Origin of the sequence: Pseudomonas sp. TNT3 (assembly GCF_010095445.2) — a bacterium.
In the GTDB taxonomy this organism is placed as follows: Bacteria; Pseudomonadota; Gammaproteobacteria; order Pseudomonadales; family Pseudomonadaceae; genus Aquipseudomonas.
In genome coordinates, this window is sequence record NZ_WFGV02000004.1 from 143,999 (window position 1) to 169,063 (window position 25,065).

Here is a 25,065-nt window from a genome sequence, read left to right on the forward strand (position 1 = left end):
TGAAATATCGGTTCGAAACCACGCAAAGCACCGGGCCATGGCCCGGTGCGTCAATCGTTTACCTCATCAGGACTCACACCTGAATCGCCTTCACTTCGACGAATTCGTTGAGCCCCTCCTCCCCCCATTCACGGCCATTGCCCGATTGTTTGTAGCCGCCGAACGGCGCTTGATAATTGAACGCCGCGCCATTGAGAAAGCACTGCCCCGCGCGCAATTGCCGCCCCAGATTCAAGGCCCGTTCATGACTGCCGGCCCAGACCCCGCTGGACAGGCCGAACGGTGAATCGTTGGCGATCTGGATTGCCTGAGCTTCGTCGTCGTAGGGAATCAAGCACAGCACCGGGCCGAAGATTTCTTCCTGGGCGATGCGCATGCGGTTGTCGACATCCGCAAACACTGTCGGGCTGACATAGAAACCGCGCTCGAATTCCTGCGCCGCTTCGCCACCGCACACCAATCGCGCGCCCTCCTGCAGACCGGTCTGGATGTAGTCGAGCACCGTGCGCCGTTGGGCCGCCGAACACATCGGTCCGAGGAAACTTTGCGGGTCCAGCGGATCACCCATGCGCAGGCTTTGGGTTTCGGCAATCGCCAGTTCCACGGCTTCGGCGTAGCGACTGGCCGGCAGCAACATGCGGGTCAACGCGGTGCAGGTCTGCCCGGAGTTGATCATCACGTCCTGCACGCCGTAGCGCACGGCGGCCGCCAGGTCGGCGTCCTCGGCAATCAGCAGCGCCGACTTGCCCCCCAGTTCCAGGCACACGCGCTTGACCGAAGGTGCCGCGGCTTGCGCCACCCTTACGCCCGCGCCGGTGGAGCCGGTGAACGACACCATGTCCACGTCCGGGTGTTTGGCCAGGGCTTCACCGACCTTCGAACCGGGCCCGCTGACCAGGTTGAACACGCCCGCCGGCAAGCCGATCGCTTCAATCATCTGCGCCAGCAAGAACGCGTGCAACGGGGTTTCCTGACTGGGTTTGACCACCATGGTGCAACCGGCGGCGAGTGCCGGGGCGAGTTTGCCGATCAACTGGTGCAGCGGGTAATTCCACGGGTTGATGAACGCGCACACGCCCACCGCTTCGCGAATCACCAACGAGTTGCCGACCTCGCGAACGTCGTCCATCAGGCCGGCGAGTTCGATGTATTGCTCAAGCCCTTCGATCGGCCCGTCGACCTGAACCGAACGGCACCATTGCACCGGCATCCCCAGCTCGGCGGTGATCACCGAGGCCATCTCGTCAGCTCGCTCGCGCAACTGTTCGGCGAGGGCGCGAATGTAGCCGGCACGCACGCTCGAAGGCGTGCGCGACCATGAAGCAAAGGCGCGACGGGCGGCGGCCACCGCGTTGTCGACATCGCGCTCATCGCCCAGCGGCACCGACCCTGCGACGGCTTCGGTGGCCGGGTTGATGACCTCGGCGATACCTTGCCCCGACGGTGTCTGCCAGCGGCCATCGATAAACAGCGTTGTGTAGTCATGCATAAATCGGCGTCTCCATAAGTTCACTGGCACAACGGGCGATGCGCTGGCAGGCATCACTCAAGGCTTGCGCGTTCACCACCAGGCCCAAGCGAATATGCCCGGCCGCGCTCGGGCCGAACGCTTCACCGGCCAGCACCGAGACGCCGTGCCGGTCGAGCAGGCGATTGGCGAAGGCCTGGGCGCTGAGCCCGGTATCACGAATGTCGACCATCACGAACATCCCGCCATCGGGCTTCAAGGCACGCAGGCCCGGGCAATCGGCGAGGCTCTCGCAGACCAGGTCGCGGCGTTGGCGATAGGCTTCACGCATGGCGTCGAGTTCTGGAAGCTGGCTGTCCAGCGCCACGATAGCGGCGTCCTGGATGAAGTCGGGTGAGCCGTACAACATGCACAGCGCGAGGTTTTCCAGGTGCGTGGACAGCGCTGGCGGCGCGACCACCCAACCCACGCGCCAACCGGTCATGGCGTGGGATTTCGACAGGCTGTTGAGCGTCGCGGTGCGTTCAGCCATGCCCGGCAAACTGGCCGGACTGACGTGCTCACCCTCGAACAGCAACTCGCTGTAGACCTCATCGGAAATCAGCCACAGGTCGTGGGCGATGCACAGTTCGGCCAGTGCCTGCCACGTGCTTCGCGGGAGGCTGGCACCCGACGGGTTGTGCGGGCTGTTCAGCGCCAGGGCGCGAGTGCGCGGAGTGATGCGCGCCGCGACGTCTTCTGGCAACACCCGAAAGCCGTTTTCCGGACGCACCGGCACCGGAATCACCACCGCCCCGCACGCCCCGAACACCGCTTCGTAGGTCACGTACATCGGCTCGGCGACGATCACTTCATCCCCGGGGTTGAGCACGCACTGGGCGACGCAAAACAGCGCACATTGGGCACCGGCCAACACCGTGACTTCATCGGCAGAAACGGCCTGACCGCTGCGCTGCTGATGACGCCGGGCGATGCTTTCACGCAGGGCACGTTTGCCACGGACATCGGCGTAGTGAGTGTTGCCGTTCAACAAGCTGTCGATGGCGGCTTGAACGATCGGCACCGGGGTGTCGAAATCCGGATCGCCGACCGACAGCAGCAGGATGTCTTCGCCCTGCTCCTGCAGCGCCAGGGCGCGGTAATGAATGTCCCACGCGGCAGCACCGTCACCGGAGATTCGTTGTGTCAGATCGGAAAAGCGCATGGCCTGCTCCTTTTGAAAAGCGCCGAAAAATGGGAATCAATGCGCACAGGCATGCTTGAGTTCGATCAGCGTGACGCCGTTACGCTTGAAGCCATGGCGCAAATCGGTTTGCAGTTCGGCCAGGCTTTGCGGCTGGGTCACGGTGCAACCGAACGCGCGGCCCAGGGCGGCAAAGTCCGGGTTGCGTGGCAGCACGCCAATCGGCTCGATGTCCAGGCCCAGCATGTCGTCGCGAATCTGCCCAAGTGCGTCGTTGTTCCACAGCAGCACCACCAGCGGGCTGTCCAGTTCCTCCACCGCCGTCGCCAGTTCCTGCGCGGTGTAAAGGAAACCGCCGTCGCCGACCAGCACCAGGCCAGGTCGCGTTGGCGCACCGAACTTGGCGCCGATACCGGCTGGCAGGCCATAACCCAAGGTGCCGTAGCCGGTCGGGTGCAACCAGCTGCGCGGCGCCAGGCTGTCGAAGGCGTAATTGCCGGTGTAGGCCAGCTGGGTCATGTCGGTGCTGATGAAGGCATTGACCGGCAACTCGGCGGCGATGCGCTCGAGAATGGCCTGGTGAATCGACTGCAGCGGACCGTGGCCGTTTTTGACGGCTTCACGCAGTTGGGTGACCGCGCCAATCGCCGCCGTGGCATCACGGGGGGCGGATGGCAGGCGCTCAAGCAAGCCCGCGAGGGTCTGCTGCGCATCGCCTTGCAGCGCCACCGCGCAAGGGTAGAAGTCGTTGAACTTGCGCGGGTCGATGTCCACGCGCAGCAGTTGGGCGTTGAGCGGCAGGCGCTCGCGCCAGAAATCGGTATCGGCCATTTCAGTACCGACTGCCAACACCACATCGGCTTCGGCGATCAGGTTCCAGCCGGGTTCCACGCACAGGGACGAGCCGGCATTCAGCGGCGCATCCGGCGGCAGCAGGCCTTTGCCCGCAACGCTGGTGAACAATGGCGCGGCCAATTGGGTGCTCAGTGTCTGCAGTTCCTGCGCCGCATTGAGTGCGCCGCCACCGGCAATGATCATCGGCCGTTTAGCGTTTTGCAGCGTGGCGACGGCCTCGTCCAATGCGCGGGTCGAAGCCGGACCACGACCCGGACGGCGCACGACGTCGTTACTCCAGTCGCGGGTCACTTGCGCTGACAGCACGTCCAGCGGCACCGAGATGTGCACCGGGCGCGGGCGTTCGCTGTCGAATACGGCGTAGGCGCGGGCGATCAGTTCGGGCAGGTCTTCGGCGCTTAAAGCGACCGCCGAGAACGCCGTGATCGGCGCGGTCATGGCGCGCTGATCCTGGGTTTCGTGCAGGCATCCCCAGCCTTTTCCGAGGCTGGCCGTGTGGTTGACGCTGGAGATCACCAGCATCGGAATCGAGTCGGCGTACGCCTGGCCGATACCGGTCGCAGCGTTGGTCACGCCCGGCCCGGTGATGATGAAGCACACCCCCGGTTTGCCACTGACGCGGGCATACCCATCGGCCATGAAACTGGCGCCTTGTTCATGGCGGGTCAGGACGTGGCGAATGCCGCTGCCCGGCAGGCCGCGATACAGTTCCAGCGTGTGCACGCCGGGAATGCCGAACACGGTGTCGACGCCGTAGTTGGCCAGCAGACGGACCAGGGCCTGGCCGCCGGTCAATGTCGTGGTTTGCATGTTCATATCCTCACTCGTGGCCAAGGCGAATCAACGCGTCGACCGCAGTCGTGCCATGGGCACCGACCAACAATGGGTTCACATCGAGTTCCAGCAATTGATCGGCGTTCTCGCAGGCGTAATCGGCCACCGCGCGAATGGCCGCGACCAGCGCCTCCAGGTCAGCCGCTTCACGACCGCGAAAACCCTGCAGCAATGCGGCACTGCGCAGGCTCAGCAACGCAGCGCGGATAGCGCCATCGGTGGTCGGCAGCAGCAGGCTGCGACTGTCCTTGAGCAGCTCCACCAGAATGCCGCCAGCGCCGATCACGAGCGCCAGGCCGAAGTCGTTTTCGCGCTTGATGCCGACAATCAATTCAGCCAGTGGCGCTGACGCCATGGGTTCCAGCAACACCTGATCGAAGGGCACCTGCGGCGCGTAATCGGCGATGCTCGCGCGCATCTTTTCCAACGCGTCGGTCAGGGCTGCGCCATCCTTCAAATTGAGCGCGACGGCACCGGCTTCGGTTTTGTGCGGCAGTTGCGCGCTGACGGCTTTGAGCACCAGCGGGTAACCCAATGCGTTGGCGTCGGTCAGTGCCTTCGCCGGTGTGCTCAGTACACCGTCGGGTGTCGGCAGGCCGAAGGCACGCAGCGCCTGTTTGGAATCCCACTCGTTGAGCAGGCGGCCCTCGCCTTCCAGTGCCTGGGGGCACAGTGGCACGAGCGCCGATTCGCCCAGCGCGAGCAGCGCCTCACGGTTGCGCTGATAACCGGCGATCAGTCCCCAGGCGGTCAAGCCGTCTTCCACACCTTGCAGCGCAGCGACGCCTCGGGCATGCAGCAATTCACGCGCGCTGGCCGGCAGCAATTCAGGGAAGGCCGAGGTGACAAAACCGGTCTTGCCGTGACGGACCAGCGCGGCGCAGTAAAGCTCCAGCAGCAGGTCGCATTCCTTGCGTTCACCGGTGGACTCCGTCGGGTAATCGAGCACCAGCATGGCCGCATCGGCTTCGGTGCGCAGGGCGCTGTCTAGCATGCGGTTCAGGGCTTCGCCGTCACCCCAGATCGCCGTGGTGAAATCCAGCGGATTGACCAGGTTGGCGTAGCTCGGCAGTACTTGGGCAAGCTCTTCGCGCTGAGCTTCATCAAGCTTGGGCAACGTCAGGTCGTTGCGTTCGGCATAGTCGGCAATCAGTCCGGCGTCGCCACCGGAACAGGCCAGTGCAATCAGGCTATTGCCCGAGGGCAATTTTCCGCACGCAGCAGCCTTGAGCGTTTCGACAAAGCTCACCGGACCACTGACGCGGATCACGCCAAGACGCGCGAAAAGGCTGTCGTACAGCGCATCGGAACCGGACAGCGAACTGGTGTGACTGAGGGCGAGTTCGGCGCCGATCTGCGACACACCGGTTTTCAGGGCAATAATCGGAATACCCTTTTCCAACGCCTTGTGCGCGGCCCGGGCAAAACCCGGAACGTTTTTCAGCCCTTCCATGTGCAGGCCGATGGCGGTGACCCGAGGTTCGTCGAGCAACACGTCCATCAATTCAGCGACGCCCAGTTGTGCCTGATTACCGACCGATGCCATGTACGCAACCGGCAGCGAGCGGTCGCTCATGGACAGGTTGTAGGCAAAGTTGCCGCTCTGGGTCAGCACGGCGACACCCTTCTCCACCGGCTTGCCGCCGTGGGCCACCGGCCATAACGCCGAGCTGTGCAGGTAGTCGAGCAAGCCGTAGCAATTGGGACCGAGCAGGGCCATGTCGCCAGCCGTCTCGAGCAACTGTTGCTGCAGGGCCTGGCCTTCTGCTCCGGTCTCGGCAAACCCGGAGGCGTAGCAGATCACACCGCCAGCGCCTCTTGCCGCCAGCTGTGCCACGGCGGTCAGGGTCAGCTCGCGATTGGTGGCGATGAACACAGCGTCCGGGCCACAGGGCAGCGCGTCAATGCCGGGCACACAGGGCACACCTTCGAGGCTTTCATGCTGCGGATTCACCAGCCACATTTGCCCCTGGTAGCCACCTTCGGCGCAACGCTTGAGCGCGCGCGCCATGCTGCGGCCACCGACGAACGCCAGGTGGCGCGGCGCGAGCAGGCGTTTGAGGTTTTCACGAATAGTCTGCGACATGCTTGTTCTCCAGGCCGATCAGCGCAGCAGCGGCCGCAGTAGCTCGCGGGAAATGATGTGACGCTGGATTTCCGAGGTGCCTTCCCAGATCCGCTCGATCCGCGCGTTACGCCAGATGCGTTCCACCGGTCCTTCATCCATCAGGCCCATGCCGCCGAAGATCTGCACCGCCTCATCAGCCGCGCGGCCGAGCACTTCACTGGCGAACAATTTGGCCATGCCGGCCTCGCCGTCGGTCATCGTGCCCTGGTCCATTTTCCAGGCGGTGTGCAGGGTCAGAAGCTCAGCCGCACGAATCTGCGTGGCCATGTCCGCGAGCTTGAACGAGATGCCCTGGTAGGTACCGATCGGCTGCCCGAACTGCTTGCGGTCCGCCGCCCATTGCAGCGACACGTCGAGTGCCCGTTGGGCCTGGCCGACGCAGTTGGCGGCGACCATCACGCGCCCTGCCGTCAGCCAGGCATTGGCCACCTCCCAGCCCTTGCCGACTTCACCCAGGACTTTGCTCGCGGGTACGCGGCAGTCGTCGAAGAACATTTCGAAGGTGTGGTAACCGCGGTTGCTCACGCACTTGGGGCCACGGCGAATGGTCATCCCCGGCGTGTCGCGATCCACCAGGAACGAGGTCACGGCGTTGCGTTTTTTGCCATTGTGTTCGTAGGTGTCGGTGACCGCGAAAACGATGGCGAAATCGGCGTGGCCAGCGTGGCTGATGAAATGCTTGCTGCCGTTCAAAACGAAGTCATCACCGTCGCGCACGGCACGGGTTTTGATCGCATTGGCATCGGAACCGGCACCCGGTTCGGTGAGCGCGAAGCAGTCGATTTTCTCGCCTTGAATGCTCGGCAAGAGGTACTCGTCAATCTGGCTGCCGGTACACGCCATGAGGATTTTTGAAGGACGTGCGACGAACACGTGCAACGCCCATGACACCTTGGACAGCTCCCGCTCGATCAGCGCCTGGGACAGGTAATCGAGACCACCACCGCCGACTTCTTCCGGCATGTTGAAGGCATAGAATCCGGCGGCGATGGCCTTGCCGCGGATCTCGGCCGCCAATTCCGGGGAGACTTCGTCGGCACGATCAACCGCATCTTCGTGAGGCAGCAGTTCCTTGGCGACGAAGCTGCGTACTGCGTCCACCAACATTTCTTGTTCTTGGGTCAGTTGGAAATTCATGGGTGCTACCTGTTGTTCGTATGCGGGTTAGAGGTGCAAGGCAGAAGCGGTTTTATCGACCGACAAACCGGGCCGGGCGTTTTTCCACGGAAGCGCGCAAGGCCTCGGCGCCGTCCTCGCTGCGACCGCAGAGCAGGCCGGCGGCGAGCTCGGCTTGCAGTTGTTCCGGCAGGCTGCGCTGGGCGCCTTCGCGCATGAGTTTTTTGGTCTGGACGAAGGCGAAGGTCGGGCCGTTGGCCAGGCGGGTTGCCAGCTCGCCAGCGACGTCGAGCAGTTGCTCATCGGCGCACACTTCACCGACCAGTCCGGTCGCCAGGGCACGGTCGGCCCCCCACAACTCATCAAGAAACAGCAGGCGCTTGGCTTGTTCGGTGCCAATCAAGCGAGGCAGGTGCCAGCTGGCACCGGCGTCCGGGGAATACGCCATGCTGGTGTAGCCGGCCTTGAAGCGTGCCGATTGCGCAGCGATGCGCAGGTCGCAGCACAGCGTCAGGTCCATGCCGGCGCCCACAGCAGTGCCATTGATTGCGGCGATGGTGGGTTTTTCCAGGCTGTACAGGCGGCTCATCAGGGCGTGGGCGGTTTCGGTCCAGCCGTAGCTTTCGAGCGCGCCACGGGCCTCGGCTTCGGCCCATTCAGCGAGGTCGGCACCGGCACAGAAACTGCGGCCACTGCCGGTCAATACGACGACACGCACGGCAGGGTCGGTGTTGAATTCGTCGAGCAGGGCGTGGAGGTTCTTCAGGGTCGGGATGTCCAGCGCGTTGCGCTGAGCGGTGCGATTGAGGGTGATCCAGGCAACGCCTGCTTCGACCTGGCTGAGCAGAGAAGGTTGAGTAGTCATTGCGAGTCCTCGAATTATTTTGATTGGAATGAGGTGATGCGACTTGGGGCCATACTAAACGAGTGTTCAGTAAGGCGGCAATTGGGGGGATGAATGGCTGTAACAGACGCGAAAACCACTTATCTTTCTGTTTTTTAAGGCTTTTTTGTTTCTTAACGCGAAGACAGGGATGGGTTTGTTACAACTTTGAACAACTGGGTACACCGAGGGCTTTTCCGAACTCCACAATTCATCCCGATACCCCAATACCCCCTGGAGCGCCGGGGGCGATTGGCGGGCATAAAAAAACGCGACGGTCACCCGTCGCGTTTTTCAGTTTGCCCTTGCGCAATTACACGGACGGCAAGCTCGGCGCTAGCACGCCCTGGCGTTTACGGTAGATCAGGAAGTAAGCGCTGTAGCAGACCATGATGAAACCAAAGCCCCAATACAGCGAAGGACGTTGCGTCTCATCCAGTGCCAGGAACACAAACAGCGAGCAGCACAGTGCAATGCACGTCAGCGGAATCAGCGGGAACAACGGCGCACGGTATTTCAGGTCGCTGAGTTTGCCGCCATCACGCAGGAAGGCTTTGCGGAACTTGTACTGCGCCAGCGCGATAACGATCCAGGTCACGGTGCCCGACATGCCACTGACCGCCATCAACACCATGAACAACGTGTCCGCCGCGATGAAGCTGGTCATCAGTGACACGAGCGCGAAGCACAGGGTGATGCTCAGCGCCCGCAATGGCACGCCACGTTTGCTCAACGTCGACAGGCCTCTTGGCGCCATGCCGGTTTTCGACATGGCCCACAAAATGCGCGTCGAGGCATACAGACCCGAGTTACCGACCGACAGAATCGCGGTAAGGATCACGAAGTTCATCAAGTCAGCGGCGTACGGAATGCCGACCATGTCGAACACCTGAACGAACGGGCTTTCCATCAGCCCCGCCTGCTCCCACGGCACAATGGCCGAGAGCACCACGATGGCCAGCACATAGAAAATCAACACACGAAACACGACATTGCGGACCGCGCGGGGAATGCTTTTTTCCGGCTGATCGGTTTCGCCAGCCGCCACGCCCATGATTTCGCAGCCCTGGAACGCGTAGACCACGGTCATCATCACCGCGAACACCGCTGAAAGGCCGTGGGGGAACAGCGAGTCACCCACCAGGTTCGTCAACAGAGGCGCCGGTGCGCCGCTGGTCAACGGAATAGCGCCGAAGATCACCAGGATACCGACCACGATGAACCCGAGAATCGCCGCAACCTTGATGCCAGAGAACCAGTACTCCGCCTCACCGAAGGCACGGGTCGCCAGCGCGTTCAGGCCGAACAACACTGCCACGAACAATGCTGACCAGTACCAGATCGGGATGTCCGGAAACCAGCGCTGCATCAACATGCCAGCGGCGGTGAATTCCAGGCCCACGGTGGTGGCCCAGCTCATCCAGTACACCCAGCCGATCATGAAGCCTGTGGCCGGTCCGATGAATTTGGTGGCGTGGGTCTGGAAGGAGCCCGACACCGGCATTTGCACGGACAGCTCGCCCAGGCAAACCATCACCAGGTACATCAGGAAACCGGCGACCAGGTAAGCCAGAATCGCGCCCACCGGACCGCTTTGATTGATGATGACGCCAGACCCCATGAACAATCCGGTGCCGATCACGCCGCCCAGCGACAACATGAAAATATGCCGGCTTTTCAGGGCTCGGGTGAGATGAATGCCTTCGCGTTCGATAGGTTTGCTCATATCGGCACCTCAGTATTTGACGAGGTGCATGGCGAATGACAGGACGTCACGGCGCGGGGAAGAGTCAGCATTACGGCGTTTCATTATTATTATCTCCAATAAGCTTCGAAGACCGCTTGCGGCGGTTGCCATCGATTATTGGAAGACCATGTAAGCTGGAGTTGTACGCAAGGATCAAAGATGTAAAAAGTCGTAACAAACTTGTACGTCAGGCGTGTAACAGATCGCCCAAGGTCTGGCGGGAGTGCCGCAGTTGCTCATGAACCTGCGGTGCCAGCACTCGCAACGCCCCTTCGTCATTGATTATCGCGGCCTCCTCCAGCGCTCGCAGTACGTTGGCCAATGCGCGGAATCCAAGCGAATCGCTGCTGCCGGCTAACCGGTGCGCCAGATGCGCGACTTCGGTGCAATCGCCGGCATCAATGGCTTCCGTCAGTGCTTCGCTGTGCTGCTTGATCGAGTCGCGCAACACCTCCAGCAAGCCCAGGAGTTTCTGTTCCCCGAGCAAGGTGCGATGCGTGTCCAGCAGCGGCCAATCCATCGCGTCGTCATCACGTTGCGGCACCGGCAACGGCAACGGCAATTGACCGGACAATGCCTGACGCAGATTGTCGAGCTTCAGCGGTTTGGCGAGGATGGCGTCCATGCCGGCATCCAGGTAGCCGCGCACCAGGGCCGGCTGCACGCTGGCGGTCAGGGCGAAGATTCGGCTGTGACGATTGGGCCCGTCTTCACTGCGCAGCTGTTTGCACAACTCGACGCCACTGATGCCAGGCAAATGCACGTCGAGCAGGATCAAATCGAACCTCTGCGCGGTGCATAGCGTCAGTGCCTGCCGGGCTTCTTCGGCGAACCAGACCTGATGCCCGTCTCGCTGCAACAATCCGTTGACCACTTCGCGGTTCAGCGCCACGTCCTCGACCACCAGAATGTTCAGCGCGCGGCCCGGGACGCTGCTCAACTTCACACTGGCCATCGCAGCGGTCGGTTGCAACGCCAGTTCAAACCAGAAACAGCTGCCCCGCCCGACTTCGCTGTCAACGCCGATCCGCCCGCCCAACTGCTCCACCAGGTGCTTGCTGATCGCCAACCCGAGCCCGGTGCCGCCGAAGCGTTGCGCGACTTCTTCACTGGCCTGGGTGAAGCGTTCGAAGATCTTTTCCTGCATCGCCGGCGCGATGCCAATGCCGTTGTCGGTCACGCTCACGCGTAGCCACTGAGCAGCGTGATCAGAAACGGCAGGCAGCAGGATGACCTCCACCGTGACCTCGCCGCCTTCGGTGAACTTGATCGCATTCGCCAGCAAGTTACTGAGCACCTGACGCAAGAATTGCTCGGCCCCAAGATGTCGGTCCGCCACCTGTGGATCGACCCGGCATTGCAGCATCGTGTCGTTGCTCGATGCCCGTGGCTCAAGCAGCGTCAACACTTCATCGAGCAATTGTCGCAGGGAAAAATTGACCGGCTCGGGATGGCTTTCACCCTCTTCCAGCCGGGCGAAATACAGCACCTCGTTGAGGATCGACAGCAACCCTTCGCCAGCCTTGTACAACGCATCCAGACGTTTGCCGTCGCGCTCATCCAGACGGGCGTCGCGCAGCAATTCGGCCATGCCAAGAATGCCGTTGAGCGGTGTGCGCAGTTCGTGGCTCATGGTCGCGAGGAAACGCGACTTGGCGAGGTTGGCCGCTTCCGCTTCGTCCTTGGCGCGCATCAGGCTGGCGGTGCGGCGCTCGACCCTGCGCTGCAGTTCATCGCGGTTGGTCTGCAGGGCCAATCGATCGGTTTCGCGCCGGGCAATGTCGCTGAGTATCGCTCGACGCATGTCGTCCAGCGCGTAGGCCACGGTGTCGATTTCGTCTTCGTCAGGGTGCGATTTTTTGTCCAGGTGCAGCGGCTCGTGCCAGTCGCCCGCAGCGATGCGTCGGGCAAAGTCGGCCATCACTTGCAGATGACGCGTGACCAAACGGTAAAACAACGCCGAGAGCACGACCGCCAACCCGCACAGGAACACACTCATCCACAACAGGCTGGTCAATCCCGTGGTGTATAGACGTTCATGCACCGCGCCGAGATCGGTGCTGACTTCCAATTGACCCAGATGCCGCAACGGTCCTGACGGCGGTTGATAGTCCAGTTCAAAACGCTCGATGCGCAATGCCCCTGCCGGGTCGGGATTACCTTGCAGCAGATTGAAATCGGGGCTGATCAAACGAACACGCGCCACGTCTGAGAAGTCCACCAGGCCGCGGAGTTGCACATTGAGCTGGTCCTGGTTCAAGTCCCAGAGACTGCGTTCCAGACTCGCGAGATAGCCGGCGCGAATCAGCTCCATGCGCGAGTCGATGTCGCGCATTTCGCGTTGGTATTCGAAGTACAACTGCACGCTGCTCGCCAGCACCGTGAAGCACAGACTGAAGAACAGAATGAACAACAGGAGCCGACGCAGCAGCCCGACCGGGCGCGCATGAATCATGGTGAACTCGTGGGCGGTTTCAGGAGGTCGCGGTAAATGGCTTCACTTTCAGCCAGCAGGCGGTCGACCTGTCCCGAGTCAATCATGTGCTGCAACTGTTCATTGATCTCCGGCATCCGCCTGGCCAGGGACGAACGCCGAGAGACGGCCACGCGCAGAGAGTCCACGCCAAAAGAATTGCGCAAGGCGACGATGTCCTGTGCACCCGCCAGCGTATCGACTTGCATTTGTCCTGTGCGCCGTTCCGAGACGATGAAATCGATGCGTCCACGCATCAGTTTTCCGAAGTTCTGACGGCTGTCCGATACCCTTTCAAAGTTCTGATGTTCGGCGACGAAGCGGTCGAACACTTCGCCGTAACTTTCGCCGAACAAAAAGCCGCCCCGGTAATTGGCCAGGTCTTCGAGACGATCGATTTTTACCGGGTGCTGACGGTTGATGAACACGGCCACCTCTTCGCGCAACACCGGCACCGTCGAGAACACCAGACCGTGTTCACGCTCCGCGGTCCGGTAAGCCAGTACCACATCTACCCGACCCTCGGCGGCGTCCAGAACGCAGCGATTCCAGTTGTCCAACTCGACCATTTCGACTTCATAGCCCAATCGCGCAAACAGTTCATTCACCACACTGGGGGCCAGGCCACGCATGTGTTTGCCGTCGCTCCAGGAGATGGGTGGGTAGACCGGATAGTCGCAGTAGCGGACCTTTTCCGCAGCCATCACACCCGTGGCCAACAGCATCAAAATACAAACGAGCCACTGCCGCATCGTGCTCAGGCCGCCGCGCTGGCGGTGAACAGATAGCCGGCACCATGGATGGTAATGATCAATTGCGGCTCGGCCGGATCGTCGTGCAACTTGCGACGCAAGCGCCCGACCAGCACGTCGATGGAACGGTCGTTAGGCACCCATTCACGGTTGCGGATCTGGTCCATCAACTGATCGCGACTCAGGGTATGGCCGCTGTTGCGCAGGAATACGCTGAGCAGCTGGTACTCGCCGTGGGTCAGCAGGGTTTCGCAGCCACTCTGGTCGATCAACCGCCGACGATCGGTGTCCAGCGCCCAGGCCGCGAACTGTTTGACGGGCCGGGAAATACTCGCAACCGGTTGCGGTGTATGGGCATGGCGAACCCGGCGGATGAGGTTCTTCGCCCGGGAGACCAGTTCGCGTGGATTGAGGGGTTTGATCACGTAATCATCGGCGCCGCACTCGAGGCCGACGATACGATCGATTTCATCGTTGCGGCCGGTGATCAGAATGATCCCGACCTCCGAGCGGACCCGCAGTTCTCGGGTCAAGGTCAGGCCGTCCTTGCCCGGCAAGCGGATATCGAGCATCACCAGATCGACGGAATGGCTCGCCAGAAAGGTTTCGGCCAGTTCCGCGGTGGCGGCGCAATGCACTTCATAACCTTCCTGGGACAGGTAGGCCTGCAGCAGTTCGCGAATCAGCGGATCGTCATCGACGATCAATACCCGAGGAGTCATCGCTAGGTGTCCTGCTTATGCCCGAAGGCGTGTTTCTTATTAGAGTTTTTTCCTGCACTGGCGCCAGAGAGTATCCACTGCTGAACGATCGATCAACAGCCCGTCGTCTGGACGCAAAATCTCTGTCGACCGCCGGCTTGCAATCCATCGACCCAGGCTTCACAAATCTGGATGCCCTGTTCCGGGGTGAAGGTGCCGGGGTTCAATCCGGATTCCAGCCACAAGCCGTCGAGCAATGCACTGAGGCTGATGGCCGCCAGGTCGGAATCAAAGTTTTCCCAGCCCTCCTCCTGTGCCAGCTCATTCAGCACCTTGCGCAGGATGCCGCGGTACTCACCGTAGGAATGTTCGTGCGCAAGGTTGATCGCTTCCGCCGTTTTCACCGCGCCCCAGAACGCCAGCCAGGCGTCTAGCAGTTGCGGGTCCAGCAGCTCAGCGGAAAACGAGCCCCGGAAGAAGGCCGAAAAACGCTCGCGGGCATTGGGTGCTGCCTGCTCCATCGCGGCGCGTAACAAGCCCATCACACGGCCGGTCACCGCCAGATAGGCTTCTGCGACCAGTTCGTCTTTGCCGGAATAGTGATGACTGATGAGGCCGACGGAGACACCGGCCTCGGCGGAAATCTTGCGGATGGAGGCGCCCTGAAAGCCATGGCGCTTGAGGCAAACGAGCGTTGCCTCGATGAGATTGGTTTTGCGCAGTTCTGGCGCCATTCTGGAGAATCGGACTTCCTGTGTCATTGGAGGACGTTCCTGGAGGCGAGAGTTGAGCCCTGAGCGAGCCGTTCACGAACTGAACGACTGTACAGCAACTACCCTCGCCGACTCCAGATGTAGATCCCGTTTACATCTCGGGGAATATATCGGAAGGAACAATGGCGCCGCCCTTCATGACCACCGGTGTTTTCTCGAGGATTGAGATGTCGGCGATCGGATCGCCATCGACGGCGATCATGTCGGCAAATCGACCGGCACTCACGGCGCCTACGTCCTGCTGCCAATTCAGCAAGTCGGCGGCAACCAAGGTAGCGGATTGGATCGCCTGCATGGGGGTCATGCCGTACTTCACCATGTAGGCAAACTGTCGGGCATTTTTGCCATGCGGGTAAATGCCCGCATCCGTGCCGTAGGCGATTTTAACCCCGGCCTTCACCGCTTTGCGGAAACCTTCGCGCTGGACTTCAGTGGTTTCAGTGTTTTTGCGCAGGTAATCTTCCGGCCACTCTTCCTCGCGCCCCACTTTATCGATGTAGTCACCGTTGTAGATGTCCATGACCAGATAGGTCCCGTTGTCCTTGGCCAACTTGACGCCTTCGTCGTCGAGTAACGAAGCATGCTCCACGGACTTCACCCCTGCACGAATGGCAGCTTTGATGCCGTCGGCGCCATGGGCGTGAACAGTGGCATAGCTTTTATGAACCTTGGCTTCCTGCACCACCGCACGCATCTCGTCTTCGGTCATTTCCATCTGACCGGGTTCGGTTCCTTCGGCCAGTACTGCGCCCGTCCCGACCATCTTGATGGTGTCGACACCATGCTGGAACAGGTAGCGGGTCTTGAGTTTTGCGTCATTGGTGATTCTTAGTTGTCTGACGCTATCTCCGGTAAAAGCGTGTTCGGCATACCGCACTCGAACCGACAGATCCTTCAACGGACCGCTTTCAACAACTGTTTTAAGGTCAACATCTCGCTCTATTTGCTTATCCGAATGAGCGAAGTAGGCATATAAACCATCAGGATCAACTTTTTAATTATCGACATCGAACCCGTAGATGTATTTGAAAGACAACGTCGTATGCAAGACGCCCGTTGAGCCAAAATCATATTCATACGCCAATCCGACTGATTGTTCTCCGGGGCCGTTGAAGTCCCCGTACTGCGAAGAGTTAGCCAAATAAATAGAGTCCATGCAGGTGCCGTCCGAAGCCATCAAATGATCAAACGGCTGACTCCCGTGTATTTTTTGATAGGACAGCGTGAAGGTGTGTGGACCGTTGGCATAGGCATTGGCTAACGACCAGGCAGTGACGTTGATATCCCCGGCACGGGCCTGGCCCTCGTCCAGAGAGCGATACAGGTTGAAGTCGAAGCTCAGGGATTGTTCGGCATCCAACGCCAGGCTGTAGTTGCCGTTGACGTAGTACTGACGCCACAGGTCTTGCGCGCGGGAGGCGTAGAAGCCGACGCTGCCTTCCTCCACTGGCGTGTAAGTCAAGCCGGCGTAGTCCACATCGCCAGCTTCCACTGCGGCGTAACCGGCCATGAAACCACCGTCGTGGTTAGTGCTGGTGTAGCCTCGCGTAGAGTAAAAATGCCCAATATCGATGTTGACCTTGTCGATATCATCACTTAACAACTGTATGCCCCGGGTGGTCATGGGCATCAGTCGCAGGTCGGGCGTTGCGAACACCGGGTTATGGGGCGCAGGTCGCCATACTTCAAAACCGTGTTCGACACTTTCATTTTTACCGACGAATTGAGTGTCGATGACTCGGTTTTTTCATCGTCACCGTCAGCTTGATCGTCCTGTGTAAGTCAAGTAACGCCATGTAACAGCGTTATTACATCACTCTCAGACATTTCTGTTCGTTGATCTGCCAGAAGACCATCAGTAAAGAAATCTGTTGATTTTTTACTTACGGTAAATTCTTATAGAAAAATAATAATCGCCGAAAACGGCCTTTCGGCTTCAGCCTGCCTGGAGTACCTGCACCATGCCGACCTCGTCCAGCGCCTTTGCGCACCTTTTCGAACCGTTGCAGTTGCGTGGAAAACGCCTGAAAAACCGCATCATGTCGAGCGGCCACGACACCTCGATGCCCACCGACAACCTGGTGAATGATCAATTGATCGCGTACCACAAAGCACGAGCTGAAGGCGGTGCCGGGCTGATCGTGCTGCAGGTGGCCGGTGTGCATGACAGCGCCCGTTACACCTCCCACGTGCTGATGGCCACCGATGACGCCTGCATCGAGGGTTACCGCAAACTGGCACAAACCTGTCATGAACACGGCACGGTGGTGCTGTCGCAGGTGTTCCATCCGGGGCGTGAAATCATGGAGTCCAGTGATGGCCTGCTGGCGGTGGCCTACTCCGCTTCAGCAGTGCCCAACGAGCGGTTTCGGGTGATGCCGCGGGCGCTGGATCAAGTGATGATCGACGAGATCGTTGCCGGTTACGGTGCAGCGGCAAAACGTCTGTATCAGGCCGGGATCGATGGCGTGGAAGTGGTCGCCAGCCATGGTTATCTGCCGGCGCAATTCATCAACCCGCGGGTCAACCGTCGCACCGACGACTACAACGGCGAGCTGGAACAGCGCCTGCGTTTCCTGCGTGAAGTGATTGCGTCGGTGCGCGCCAGCACCGACGAACAGTTCATCATCGGCCTGCGTATCTCCGCCGATGAGCGTGATCCCGAAGGGCTCACCGAGGACGAATCCCTGGCCGCCGTACAGTCGCTGCAACCGCTGCTGGATTACGTGCACATCGTCGCGGGAACCTCGGCGTCGCTGGGTGGTGCGGTGCACATCGTGCCGCCCATGGCCATCGAAGCCGCGTACCTGGCCAAGGAGGCGGGGACGTTCAAGGCCGGCCTGTCGATCCCGCTGTTCGTCACCGGACGCATCAATCAACCTCAGGAAGCCGAGTTGATCCTGGCGCGCGGTCAGGCCGACGTCTGCGGCATGACCCGCGCACTCATCTGCGACCCGCAAATGCCCAACAAGACCGACACTGGACATGTCGAGGATGTACGGGCGTGCATCGCCTGCAATCAGGCGTGCATCGGCCACTTCCATAAAGGTCTGCCGATCTCCTGCATTCAAGCCCCGGAGACCGGGCGCGAGCTGATCTTTGGCCAGCGGCAACCTACGGGACAGCGTAAACGCATCATGATTGCCGGCGGCGGACCTGCCGGGATGAAAGCCGCTGCCGTCGCCGCTCAGCGTGGGCACGACGTCACCCTCTACGAGGCCAGTTCGCAGCTGGGTGGCCAGGTTCTGCTCGCGCAGCTTCTACCCCGGCGCAGTGAATTCGGCGGCGCCAGCACCAACCTGCAACGGGAGATGGAATTGGCCGGCGTGCGCGTCGTGCGCAACACCCGTGTCGACCGGGCATTGGTGGAGCGCGAACGGCCCGACATGGTGATCGTCGCGACAGGCGCCGAGCCGTATTGGCCGGCCTTCGAACGCGGCGGCGAGTTGCAGGTGGTGGACGCCTGGCAAGTGCTGCGCGATGAGGTGCAGATCGGGCGTTCGGTGGTGGTGGTCGATTGGCGTTGCGACTGGATCGGCCCCGGCATTGCCGAACGATTGGTGCGCGCAGGGCATCAGGTGCAACTCGCGGTGAACGGCACTCACTGCGGGGAAAACCTGCCGCTGTATGTGCGCGATCAACTGGCAGGAGAACTGCACAAACTGGGCATTCCGATCACGCCGTACGCCCGACTGTATGGTTGCGACGACAACACCGTTTACCTGCAGCACACCGCCAGCGGCGAGCCGATGCTGTTCGAAACCGTCGACACACTGGTGCTCTGCCAGGGACATCAACCCGTCGATACCCTCGGCGCAGAACTGCAAGGCCTGGCGGAGATTCGGCGCATCGGCGACTGCCTTGCACCGCGCACCGCCGAAGAGGCGATTTACGAAGGTTTGAAAGTCGCCTGGGAGCTTTGAGCCTGTTTTATACTCCGGGGCTTTTACACGCAGGCTCGCGCGCGAGCCTCACCCCGGTTCGGAGCACGCCATGAGCAACAGCAGCAAGATGCCGCCTGCCCGCAGCGCGCCCACACAGGACAGCTCCCCGGCAGAGCCGCAGTTCCTGGGTACGCGCATTCGCGGCCTGCGCAAACGCCGGGGCATGACCCTGGCCGAACTGGCGCAGATGAGCGAACTGACGGCGGGGTACATCAGCCAGCTTGAACGCAATCTGGCGTACCCCTCCATCCCTGCCCTGTTCAACATTGCCCGCAGCCTGGGCGTGACCATCCAGTGGTTCTTCGCCAGCGAGGCCAACACCGCACCCGAGGACAACGGCGTCGTGGTGCGCAAGAACACGCGAATGAGCGTGCATTACGAAGACGGGATTGTTGATCAGTTACTGACGCCGCAACCGAACCGGCAATTGGAGATGCTGCACTCACGTTTTCCGCCCGGCACTTACAGCCAGCAAAGTTACAGCCATGAAGGTGAAGAAGCTGGGTATTTGCTGTCGGGGATTTTTGAGTTGTGGGTGGGGGAACGGCATTTTCAGTTAAGTGAGGGAGATAGTTTCAGTTTTTCCAGTCAGGAGCCCCATCGGTACGGCAATCCTGGGGAGGTGGATGCGGTGGTGATTTGGGTGATTACGCCGCCTACGTTTTGAAGCGGTGGATGCAATGGAGAGGCCTCGAAGCTTTGTTAGTTTCGGGGCTTTTTTTAGATGGGGGAACGAAGTTTTTTCCTACAGTCACTTCCTGATTTTTCCGAACTACTGGCGGGAGTTTATTTAACACTTAAGATCTGCGATAGCCCACGAGATCCTAATGATTCACTGTTAAATAATTATCACGACAAGGACAAAAGGAAATGGCATTTGACGCGTACCTGAAGATAGAGGGGATTCCCGGTGAAGCTCTGGATGAGCAGCATAAGGACTGGATAGAAACTACAGGTTACAGCTTTGGCACCCATCAGAGCACTTCGGCTACCGCAAGCTCTGCGGGAGGGGCTTCCTCAGGTAGAACGACCGTCACCGATTTAACCATTACCAAGCTTCTGGACAAATCCAGCTGCAAGCTGATCGAAGCCAGCTGTGCAGGCGAGCACCTTAAAGAAGTAGTTTTGTCCCTACACAGGGCGGGCGGAGATAAATTAAAATATTTTGAGATCACACTTGAAGAAGTGATTATTTCAAATTACTCGCAAGTTGCGAACGATGGCGTCCCAACCGAAACGATCAGCTTGAACTATGGGCGTATCAAAACGACTTACACTCAGCAAAAACGAGCGGATGGCGCTGGGGGAGGTAACGTCGCAGGTGGTTGGGACCGAATCAATAACAGAAAATATTCCTGAGGCGTTAATTTATGTCTGAGGTTTACAGCTTTATCAATCCACGAGTGCAACCCTATTCGTATTTGAAATCGAATCTACAGCTTGACAAATATACACGCGCGAAATTCGATATTCTGAACGCGCACATCTTCAATACCGTGGTATTGCCGGGTGAGATTGTAATTATTGGGGATAACTCGACCCCGTCTTGTACCACTGAAGAAGCTTTTTATATGCGAAAAGCTTCTGAGTCTCATATCGCACTAATGACAAACGGAATGCAGAGTGATGGCTTCTTAATTGAAAACCACCAATTTTTGACTAAAATTCTCGGCTACTCTTCACTTGGTATTGGTACGGTAGGTGGTGCATGGAGCAAACACCTTGAGGGCATCCAGAGCACCCTGCTCGATATTGAAGCAGCGCATAAAGATCACCTGAGAAGTCGCACAAAACAAAGTCGAGATGATTTCTACTCAAGGCGCAGGGTGCTGTTTGACAAACTCGACAGCCAACTGAAAAGTTTTGGGGGCTATGGTTCAGGGATGCGGAACCAAGGTCCGATCAAAAATATGCTTGGGATCTCGACCAAGAGCTTTTTACATAAGGGAATCATCGCGGGTTACGCGGACACCATCAGCGGTGTGGCGAAAGCTTCCAGCCTGATAAAAAATGGCACATACCTGGGGATTGGGTTAAACGTCGCAGCGGCTGGAACTTCAATCTACGCAGCTTGCTCCAGCGGACGAGAACAAGAGTGCCGAAAGGCCAAATATACGGAGGGGGGTAAGTTGGCGACAGGTATTGGTCTTGGAATGCTTGGTGGCACAGTCGGAAGCGCATTGGCTATTTCTGGTTGCGCCGTTGCATTTAGTCCCGTCACATTCGGAGGTAGCATTTTCGTCTGCGCATTGGTTGGCGGAGGTTTAGGAGGCTGGGCGGGAGGCGAATATGGCGGCAGAAGCGGAGAGTTTATCGGCGATATTATCTATGAGTACTCCCAATGAGCAGCAGCTTAACGTTAGTTATTGCCGGTATATTTATAATGACTGGACAAATCTCTTCAGTTATCTGGATCATCATCTCTGCGCACAAATTAACTGGACTAGCAGAAAACCACTTAAAAAAAAGCATATTCGTAGAGATCAATCGAAAAAGCTTTGAAAGTTTTGGAATTTTTGGAAAAGTCATCAGATACGGTCCGATAGCTCTGATGTTTTTAGCACCTAAATTTTTTGAGAGACGCGGGATGATCGACGCAAATGAGTTATCGAACATGCCGATCAACCTCAGAAACAAGCTTTTACTGCCGTGGATCGTCGGCATAGTATTTGCGATCGCTCTTTTTGCGTTTCCGTATATTGGAAAAAACCTTACATAAACTACTAAAAGGGACGGAGCCGTGAATTACCAGCGCAAAAATGGGACTGATCTATTTTTCGCCAGCACCCAGGCCCAGTCTACCCCCGTTTTAACCCGGCGAAGCCAGTGAGTGTAGCTGTGACGAGGCGCGGAAATCGCAACGATCGCGGGGAACGAAAGCTCATTAACTTGTTTAGTTGCTGAGCTTTTTTTGTTTAACTCTATGGCGAACGCTAGTTTCGTCTGACATCCACTTCCTGATTTTGCTGATAGCCGGACATAACTAATATTTGCCTCTAAGCTCAGAAACGTTTGGGGCTGAACGGCCCTGGCATTAACATCTATTTGAACTCGAAAGGAGTTTCATCATGGCTAGAGACAAGGCGAAAGACGACAAGTACTTTAACTGCACTCAGAACCACGAGGCCGATTACGTGGCGGGGCTTTATCCTCATGCGAAAGAACAGGTCAAAACTTTCCTCGCGTCGGCGTGCGAGAAAAAAACCCTGAATAACTCCACCCACAAAGAGGTTTACGACCTGATCAAAAAGGAACTGGGTCACTCGCAGCCGTAAGCTTTAAGATCCAAGTGAAGCTGCTCTGATCGAGCAGCTTCACCCTGTGGATTCTAGATTTCCTTCACCGGGGTCTGACCGTGAGTCCCGATGATCAAGTTGATGGCATGCACGCAGTCAGCCTTATTGATATACGACTCCCCGCTGGCAATCGTTTCGTGGTTACCCGCCCTCAAACGCCACCGCCACTGACCCATGCCAGTTTTTTCGGTGCCCCGGGTTTGCCTGTAAATCTCAAAATACATTGCTCGCTCCTTGCGATTGCTGGTGAAGACAGATGTGTGATCTGCGAAACCAGAGTAGATGAAGATTTTTCCGGGTAGCGGGTTTCAGTGTCAGGGGATGTTTCTTGAGACCAGGATTGATTGCTTGGGAGAACAAGGGCTACGAGCGTGGCTGAATCAGGAAGCGCGAAGAGGAATCTTTCCTTTGGAACGCGCTGATTTTTCGTACGGTCAGGAGATATCAGCGGGTCGTGGAAGTGATGCGATCATTCGATCAAAGACTGCCACCGCGTACCGTTCATCAAGGTTCTTCAAAGCTGGCATTTCTGCAGGAAAACCGAATTGCACTCTGCCGGGAAGTACTGCATCCATCGCTGAGTACCAGGTCAACAGCGTTTGTTGGAGGCGCACGTGTAACTCGAATCCACTCCGGCGGCGTGTGGTGTCGGCTTTGGCTCGCTCGCGCGCGAGCTGAGGATCGATGCTGCCAACAATGTAACAGTCAGCAAAGCCAATACGCCCTTGTGCGAACGTTTCCCTCGTGGCATCCAACTCAAATTGCCAGTCGCGCTCGCTCGCCTCGCCGATCTGCCAAAGACACCAAATGTAGTGGAGTTTGAGGGGGTCGCTGTCACACAAAGCCCACGAAGAAACGTGTTCCATGGCGAGCGCCTTTTGCCAGCGCTCCACGTTTCGTTCGGCCCAAAAAGTGGCAGTTCCTACGGGATCCCTTTTTCGATCCGGCACATCTTCAAAACGGCCGTTTTCAGGAACAACCTGCTGCCCTCCATGCTTGGCGCACCAAGTGGTTTTCCCGCTGGCGCTGATACCTTCAACAACCAAAATCATCGTGACAACTACTCCGTTAATTGCGCGAGCTTTGTGAGTGTTCAAGTATGGGGCTTGCCTGATTTTTTGCGTCAGGCACTGTGCGTTAGCATCATCCTTGATTTGTAGGCGCGCATTAGAACTGCAGCCTCGGAAAACGAAAAAGCCCCGTAACTTTTCAGCTACGGGGCTTTTTCTATGTAATGGCGGAGAGATAGGGATTCGAACCCTAGGTACCGGTGAAGGTACAACGGATTTCGAATCCGTCCCATTCGGCCACTCTGGCATCTCTCCAACGGCGCGCATCATAACAACACTTTTGCCGGAAGCGAACCCCCTAAGCGAAATATTTCTGTGCTATCAGATGCTTGCGTCGATTACAGCGGTACGCCCAGACGGTTGGCGACTTCTTCGTAGGCTTCGATGACGTCACCGAGGCCCTGACGGAAGCGGTCCTTGTCCATTTTCTTGCCGGTGGCCTTGTCCCACAGGCGGCAGCCGTCCGGGCTGAATTCGTCGCCCAGGACGATGGAGCCGTCGCTGAACACGCCGAATTCGAGTTTGAAGTCGACCAGCAGCAGGCCGGCGTCGTCGAACAGTTTGTTCAGGACTTCGTTGACCTTGAGCGACAGTTCTTTCATGCGAACCAGTTGCTCGGCGGTGCCCCAACCGAATGCCACGACGTGGGATTCGTTGATGAACGGGTCGCCCTTGGCGTCGTCCTTCAGAAACAGTTCGAAGGTGTAAGGGTTGAGCTTCATGCCTTCTTCGACGCCCAGGCGCTTGACCAGGCTGCCAGCGGCGTAGTTACGCACGACGCACTCGACCGGGATCATGTCGAGCTTTTTCACCAGGCATTCGTTATCGCCCAGCAGTTTGTCGAATTGGGTCGGCACGCCGGCGGCTTCGAGTTTCTGCATGATGAAGGCGTTGAACTTGTTGTTCACCATGCCTTTGCGGTCGAGCTGTTCGATGCGCTTGCCATCGAACGCCGAGGTGTCGTTGCGAAACAGCAGGATCAAGCGGTCAGCGTCGTCGGTCTTGAAAACCGATTTGGCTTTGCCGCGGTAGAGTTCTTCACGTTTTTCCATGATGGGCTCCGCTTGCTAAGTAGGTGGGCTAGGCGATATGTCGCCAGTCGAGCCCTGAATCTTGATCGGCCAGTTGCAGCCAGTCCGGATCGCACCCGAGGGTGTCGACAAAACATTGCCGGGCCAGCTGCGGCAGGTTGTTCTTGCTGCTCAGATGGGCCAGGACCAGGTGTTGCAGGCCTTGCCAGCCCAACTCGGACACCAGGAATGCCGCCTGGTGGTTGTTCAAATGTCCCAACTCCCCGCCTACCCGCTGCTTGAGAAAGTACGGGTAGTGACCGCGAGCCAGCATGTCACGGCAATGGTTGGACTCGATCATCAACGCATCGAGGTCCCGATAGCCGTCCAGCACTTTGTTGCAGTACGAGCCCAGGTCGGTCAACAGGCCGAAGCGCCGCTCACCATCGCTGAAGACGTACTGCGTCGGCTCCTGTGCATCGTGGGCCACGGCAATGACGCCGATGCTCAGAGCGCCGATCTGCAGTTGCTCGCCGCCAGCCAGAAGGCCCGCAGGTTCAATCGGTTTGCGCATCCCGCGCAGGGTGCCGCGACTGAGGTAGACAGGCAGATTGTAACGCCGAGACAGTAAACCCACGCCATGCACGTGGTCGGCATGTTCGTGGGTTACGAGTATCGCGCTCAGTTGCGCCGGGTTTACACCCAGGCGCAACAGGCGTTTTTCGGTTTCCCGAAGAGAGAAACCACAATCCACCAGCACATACGTGTCAGCGCTGGCGATCAGCGTGCCGTTCCCTTGGCTACCGCTGCCGAGAACGGCAAAGCGCATGTG

23 protein-coding genes and 1 tRNA gene are annotated in these 25,065 nt (G+C 58.9%); 6 read left to right on the forward strand and 18 right to left on the reverse strand.

The window, feature by feature from the left end; genetic code table 11:
* Positions 1-73: 73 nt before the first annotated feature.
* The 13 genes from GBC55_RS04435 to GBC55_RS04495 all read right to left on the reverse strand — a co-directional run bounded on the left by GBC55_RS04435 (position 74) and on the right by GBC55_RS04495 (position 16,648).
* Complete coding sequence (locus GBC55_RS04435) at positions 74-1,489, reverse strand: aldehyde dehydrogenase family protein (protein WP_247266856.1); 1,416 nt, start codon at positions 1,487-1,489, stop codon at positions 74-76.
* Positions 1,482-2,672, reverse strand: coding sequence for a pyridoxal phosphate-dependent aminotransferase (locus GBC55_RS04440; RefSeq protein WP_162441120.1), 1,191 nt, complete (start codon positions 2,670-2,672; stop codon positions 1,482-1,484). Before GBC55_RS04440 ends, GBC55_RS04435 begins: the two co-directional genes overlap by 8 nt.
* A gap of 36 nt (positions 2,673-2,708) precedes the next feature.
* Positions 2,709-4,316: a 5-guanidino-2-oxopentanoate decarboxylase gene (locus GBC55_RS04445; RefSeq protein WP_162441123.1), complete on the reverse strand. Its 1,608-nt coding sequence runs from the start codon at positions 4,314-4,316 to the stop codon at positions 2,709-2,711.
* Positions 4,317-4,326: 10 nt separating this feature from the next.
* Positions 4,327-6,426, reverse strand: coding sequence for an acetate--CoA ligase family protein (locus GBC55_RS04450; protein ID WP_162441121.1), 2,100 nt, complete (start codon positions 6,424-6,426; stop codon positions 4,327-4,329).
* 18 nt (positions 6,427-6,444) lie between these two features.
* On the reverse strand, positions 6,445-7,605 hold the full coding sequence (locus tag GBC55_RS04455) for an acyl-CoA dehydrogenase family protein (RefSeq protein ID WP_162441122.1): 1,161 nt from the start codon (positions 7,603-7,605) through the stop codon (positions 6,445-6,447).
* A 52-nt stretch (positions 7,606-7,657) separates the two neighbouring features.
* Entirely contained in the window at positions 7,658-8,449 is a 792-nt protein-coding gene (locus tag GBC55_RS04460) for an enoyl-CoA hydratase-related protein (protein ID WP_247266857.1), read from the reverse strand.
* Positions 8,450-8,780: 331 nt separating this feature from the next.
* Positions 8,781-10,193 (reverse strand): amino acid permease, encoded by a 1,413-nt coding sequence (locus GBC55_RS04465; RefSeq protein WP_162439483.1) that lies wholly within the window; start codon positions 10,191-10,193, stop codon positions 8,781-8,783.
* Between the two features lie 208 nt (positions 10,194-10,401).
* Positions 10,402-12,669, reverse strand: a complete 2,268-nt coding sequence (locus tag GBC55_RS04470) for an ATP-binding protein (protein WP_162439482.1) — start codon at positions 12,667-12,669, stop codon at positions 10,402-10,404.
* Positions 12,666-13,439 (reverse strand): transporter substrate-binding domain-containing protein, encoded by a 774-nt coding sequence (locus tag GBC55_RS04475; RefSeq protein WP_162439481.1) that lies wholly within the window; start codon positions 13,437-13,439, stop codon positions 12,666-12,668. Before GBC55_RS04475 ends, GBC55_RS04470 begins: the two co-directional genes overlap by 4 nt.
* Positions 13,440-13,444: 5 nt before the next feature.
* Positions 13,445-14,161, reverse strand: a complete 717-nt coding sequence (locus tag GBC55_RS04480) for a response regulator (RefSeq protein WP_162439480.1) — start codon at positions 14,159-14,161, stop codon at positions 13,445-13,447.
* A gap of 92 nt (positions 14,162-14,253) precedes the next feature.
* Positions 14,254-14,901, reverse strand: coding sequence for a TetR family transcriptional regulator C-terminal domain-containing protein (locus tag GBC55_RS04485; protein WP_162439479.1), 648 nt, complete (start codon positions 14,899-14,901; stop codon positions 14,254-14,256).
* A gap of 103 nt (positions 14,902-15,004) precedes the next feature.
* Positions 15,005-15,790, reverse strand: a complete 786-nt coding sequence (locus GBC55_RS04490) for an amidohydrolase family protein (RefSeq protein WP_247266858.1) — start codon at positions 15,788-15,790, stop codon at positions 15,005-15,007.
* Positions 15,791-15,907: 117 nt separating this feature from the next.
* Positions 15,908-16,648 (reverse strand): OprD family outer membrane porin, encoded by a 741-nt coding sequence (locus GBC55_RS04495; RefSeq protein WP_281508177.1) that lies wholly within the window; start codon positions 16,646-16,648, stop codon positions 15,908-15,910.
* 226 nt (positions 16,649-16,874) lie between these two features.
* On the opposite strand from GBC55_RS04495, the gene GBC55_RS04500 reads away from it, so the two are divergent.
* The 6 genes from GBC55_RS04500 to GBC55_RS04525 all read left to right on the forward strand — a co-directional run bounded on the left by GBC55_RS04500 (position 16,875) and on the right by GBC55_RS04525 (position 22,132).
* Positions 16,875-18,836: an FAD-dependent oxidoreductase gene (locus tag GBC55_RS04500; RefSeq protein WP_162439477.1), complete on the forward strand. Its 1,962-nt coding sequence runs from the start codon at positions 16,875-16,877 to the stop codon at positions 18,834-18,836.
* 88 nt (positions 18,837-18,924) lie between these two features.
* A complete protein-coding gene (locus GBC55_RS04505; RefSeq protein ID WP_162439485.1) occupies positions 18,925-19,524 on the forward strand; it encodes a cupin domain-containing protein in 600 nt (199 codons plus the stop codon).
* Between the two features lie 203 nt (positions 19,525-19,727).
* Complete coding sequence (locus GBC55_RS04510; protein ID WP_162439476.1) at positions 19,728-20,216, forward strand: type VI secretion system tube protein Hcp; 489 nt, start codon at positions 19,728-19,730, stop codon at positions 20,214-20,216.
* Between the two features lie 11 nt (positions 20,217-20,227).
* Positions 20,228-21,202 (forward strand): hypothetical protein, encoded by a 975-nt coding sequence (locus tag GBC55_RS04515; protein ID WP_162439475.1) that lies wholly within the window; start codon positions 20,228-20,230, stop codon positions 21,200-21,202.
* Positions 21,199-21,576, forward strand: a complete 378-nt coding sequence (locus GBC55_RS04520; protein ID WP_162439474.1) for a hypothetical protein — start codon at positions 21,199-21,201, stop codon at positions 21,574-21,576. The genes GBC55_RS04515 and GBC55_RS04520 overlap by 4 nt, the downstream gene beginning before the upstream one ends.
* A 349-nt stretch (positions 21,577-21,925) precedes the next feature.
* Positions 21,926-22,132 carry a hypothetical protein gene (locus tag GBC55_RS04525; RefSeq protein WP_162439473.1) on the forward strand — a complete coding sequence of 69 codons (207 nt, stop codon included), beginning with the start codon at positions 21,926-21,928 and terminating at the stop codon, positions 22,130-22,132.
* A gap of 53 nt (positions 22,133-22,185) precedes the next feature.
* Here the strand turns inward: GBC55_RS04525 and GBC55_RS04530 are convergent, their stop codons facing one another.
* The 5 genes from GBC55_RS04530 to GBC55_RS04550 all read right to left on the reverse strand — a co-directional run bounded on the left by GBC55_RS04530 (position 22,186) and on the right by GBC55_RS04550 (position 25,062).
* Entirely contained in the window at positions 22,186-22,377 is a 192-nt protein-coding gene (locus GBC55_RS04530; protein WP_162439472.1) for a DUF1508 domain-containing protein, read from the reverse strand.
* A gap of 210 nt (positions 22,378-22,587) precedes the next feature.
* Entirely contained in the window at positions 22,588-23,205 is a 618-nt protein-coding gene (locus GBC55_RS04535; RefSeq protein WP_162439471.1) for a hypothetical protein, read from the reverse strand.
* 183 nt (positions 23,206-23,388) lie between these two features.
* Positions 23,389-23,478, reverse strand: a tRNA-Ser gene (locus GBC55_RS04540).
* 83 nt (positions 23,479-23,561) lie between these two features.
* The gene (gene purC, locus GBC55_RS04545) at positions 23,562-24,275 is read right to left on the reverse strand and encodes a phosphoribosylaminoimidazolesuccinocarboxamide synthase (protein WP_092271820.1); all 714 of its coding nucleotides are present in this window, start codon (positions 24,273-24,275) and stop codon (positions 23,562-23,564) included.
* A 28-nt stretch (positions 24,276-24,303) separates the two neighbouring features.
* A complete protein-coding gene (locus GBC55_RS04550) occupies positions 24,304-25,062 on the reverse strand; it encodes an MBL fold metallo-hydrolase (RefSeq protein WP_008153089.1) in 759 nt (252 codons plus the stop codon).
* Between the last annotated feature and the right edge of the window lie 3 nt (positions 25,063-25,065).

What these genes read in the sequence shown, in the direction of transcription:
- GBC55_RS04435 (WP_247266856.1), bottom strand. Translation starts at nt 1,489, where the DNA reads ATGCATGACTACACAACGCTGTTTATCGATGGCCGCTGGCAGACACCG.
- GBC55_RS04440 (WP_162441120.1), bottom strand. Translation starts at nt 2,672, where the DNA reads ATGCGCTTTTCCGATCTGACACAACGAATCTCCGGTGACGGTGCTGCC.
- GBC55_RS04445 (WP_162441123.1), bottom strand. Translation starts at nt 4,316, where the DNA reads ATGCAAACCACGACATTGACCGGCGGCCAGGCCCTGGTCCGTCTGCTG.
- GBC55_RS04450 (WP_162441121.1), bottom strand. Translation starts at nt 6,426, where the DNA reads ATGTCGCAGACTATTCGTGAAAACCTCAAACGCCTGCTCGCGCCGCGC.
- GBC55_RS04455 (WP_162441122.1), bottom strand. Translation starts at nt 7,605, where the DNA reads ATGAATTTCCAACTGACCCAAGAACAAGAAATGTTGGTGGACGCAGTA.
- GBC55_RS04460 (WP_247266857.1), bottom strand. Translation starts at nt 8,449, where the DNA reads ATGACTACTCAACCTTCTCTGCTCAGCCAGGTCGAAGCAGGCGTTGCC.
- GBC55_RS04465 (WP_162439483.1), bottom strand. Translation starts at nt 10,193, where the DNA reads ATGAGCAAACCTATCGAACGCGAAGGCATTCATCTCACCCGAGCCCTG.
- GBC55_RS04470 (WP_162439482.1), bottom strand. Translation starts at nt 12,669, where the DNA reads ATGATTCATGCGCGCCCGGTCGGGCTGCTGCGTCGGCTCCTGTTGTTC.
- GBC55_RS04475 (WP_162439481.1), bottom strand. Translation starts at nt 13,439, where the DNA reads ATGCGGCAGTGGCTCGTTTGTATTTTGATGCTGTTGGCCACGGGTGTG.
- GBC55_RS04480 (WP_162439480.1), bottom strand. Translation starts at nt 14,161, where the DNA reads ATGACTCCTCGGGTATTGATCGTCGATGACGATCCGCTGATTCGCGAA.
- GBC55_RS04485 (WP_162439479.1), bottom strand. Translation starts at nt 14,901, where the DNA reads ATGACACAGGAAGTCCGATTCTCCAGAATGGCGCCAGAACTGCGCAAA.
- GBC55_RS04500 (WP_162439477.1), top strand. Translation starts at nt 16,875, where the DNA reads ATGCCGACCTCGTCCAGCGCCTTTGCGCACCTTTTCGAACCGTTGCAG.
- GBC55_RS04505 (WP_162439485.1), top strand. Translation starts at nt 18,925, where the DNA reads ATGCCGCCTGCCCGCAGCGCGCCCACACAGGACAGCTCCCCGGCAGAG.
- GBC55_RS04510 (WP_162439476.1), top strand. Translation starts at nt 19,728, where the DNA reads ATGGCATTTGACGCGTACCTGAAGATAGAGGGGATTCCCGGTGAAGCT.
- GBC55_RS04515 (WP_162439475.1), top strand. Translation starts at nt 20,228, where the DNA reads ATGTCTGAGGTTTACAGCTTTATCAATCCACGAGTGCAACCCTATTCG.
- GBC55_RS04520 (WP_162439474.1), top strand. Translation starts at nt 21,199, where the DNA reads ATGAGCAGCAGCTTAACGTTAGTTATTGCCGGTATATTTATAATGACT.
- GBC55_RS04525 (WP_162439473.1), top strand. Translation starts at nt 21,926, where the DNA reads ATGGCTAGAGACAAGGCGAAAGACGACAAGTACTTTAACTGCACTCAG.
- GBC55_RS04530 (WP_162439472.1), bottom strand. Translation starts at nt 22,377, where the DNA reads ATGTATTTTGAGATTTACAGGCAAACCCGGGGCACCGAAAAAACTGGC.
- GBC55_RS04535 (WP_162439471.1), bottom strand. Translation starts at nt 23,205, where the DNA reads ATGATTTTGGTTGTTGAAGGTATCAGCGCCAGCGGGAAAACCACTTGG.
- purC (WP_092271820.1), bottom strand. Translation starts at nt 24,275, where the DNA reads ATGGAAAAACGTGAAGAACTCTACCGCGGCAAAGCCAAATCGGTTTTC.
- GBC55_RS04550 (WP_008153089.1), bottom strand. Translation starts at nt 25,062, where the DNA reads ATGCGCTTTGCCGTTCTCGGCAGCGGTAGCCAAGGGAACGGCACGCTG.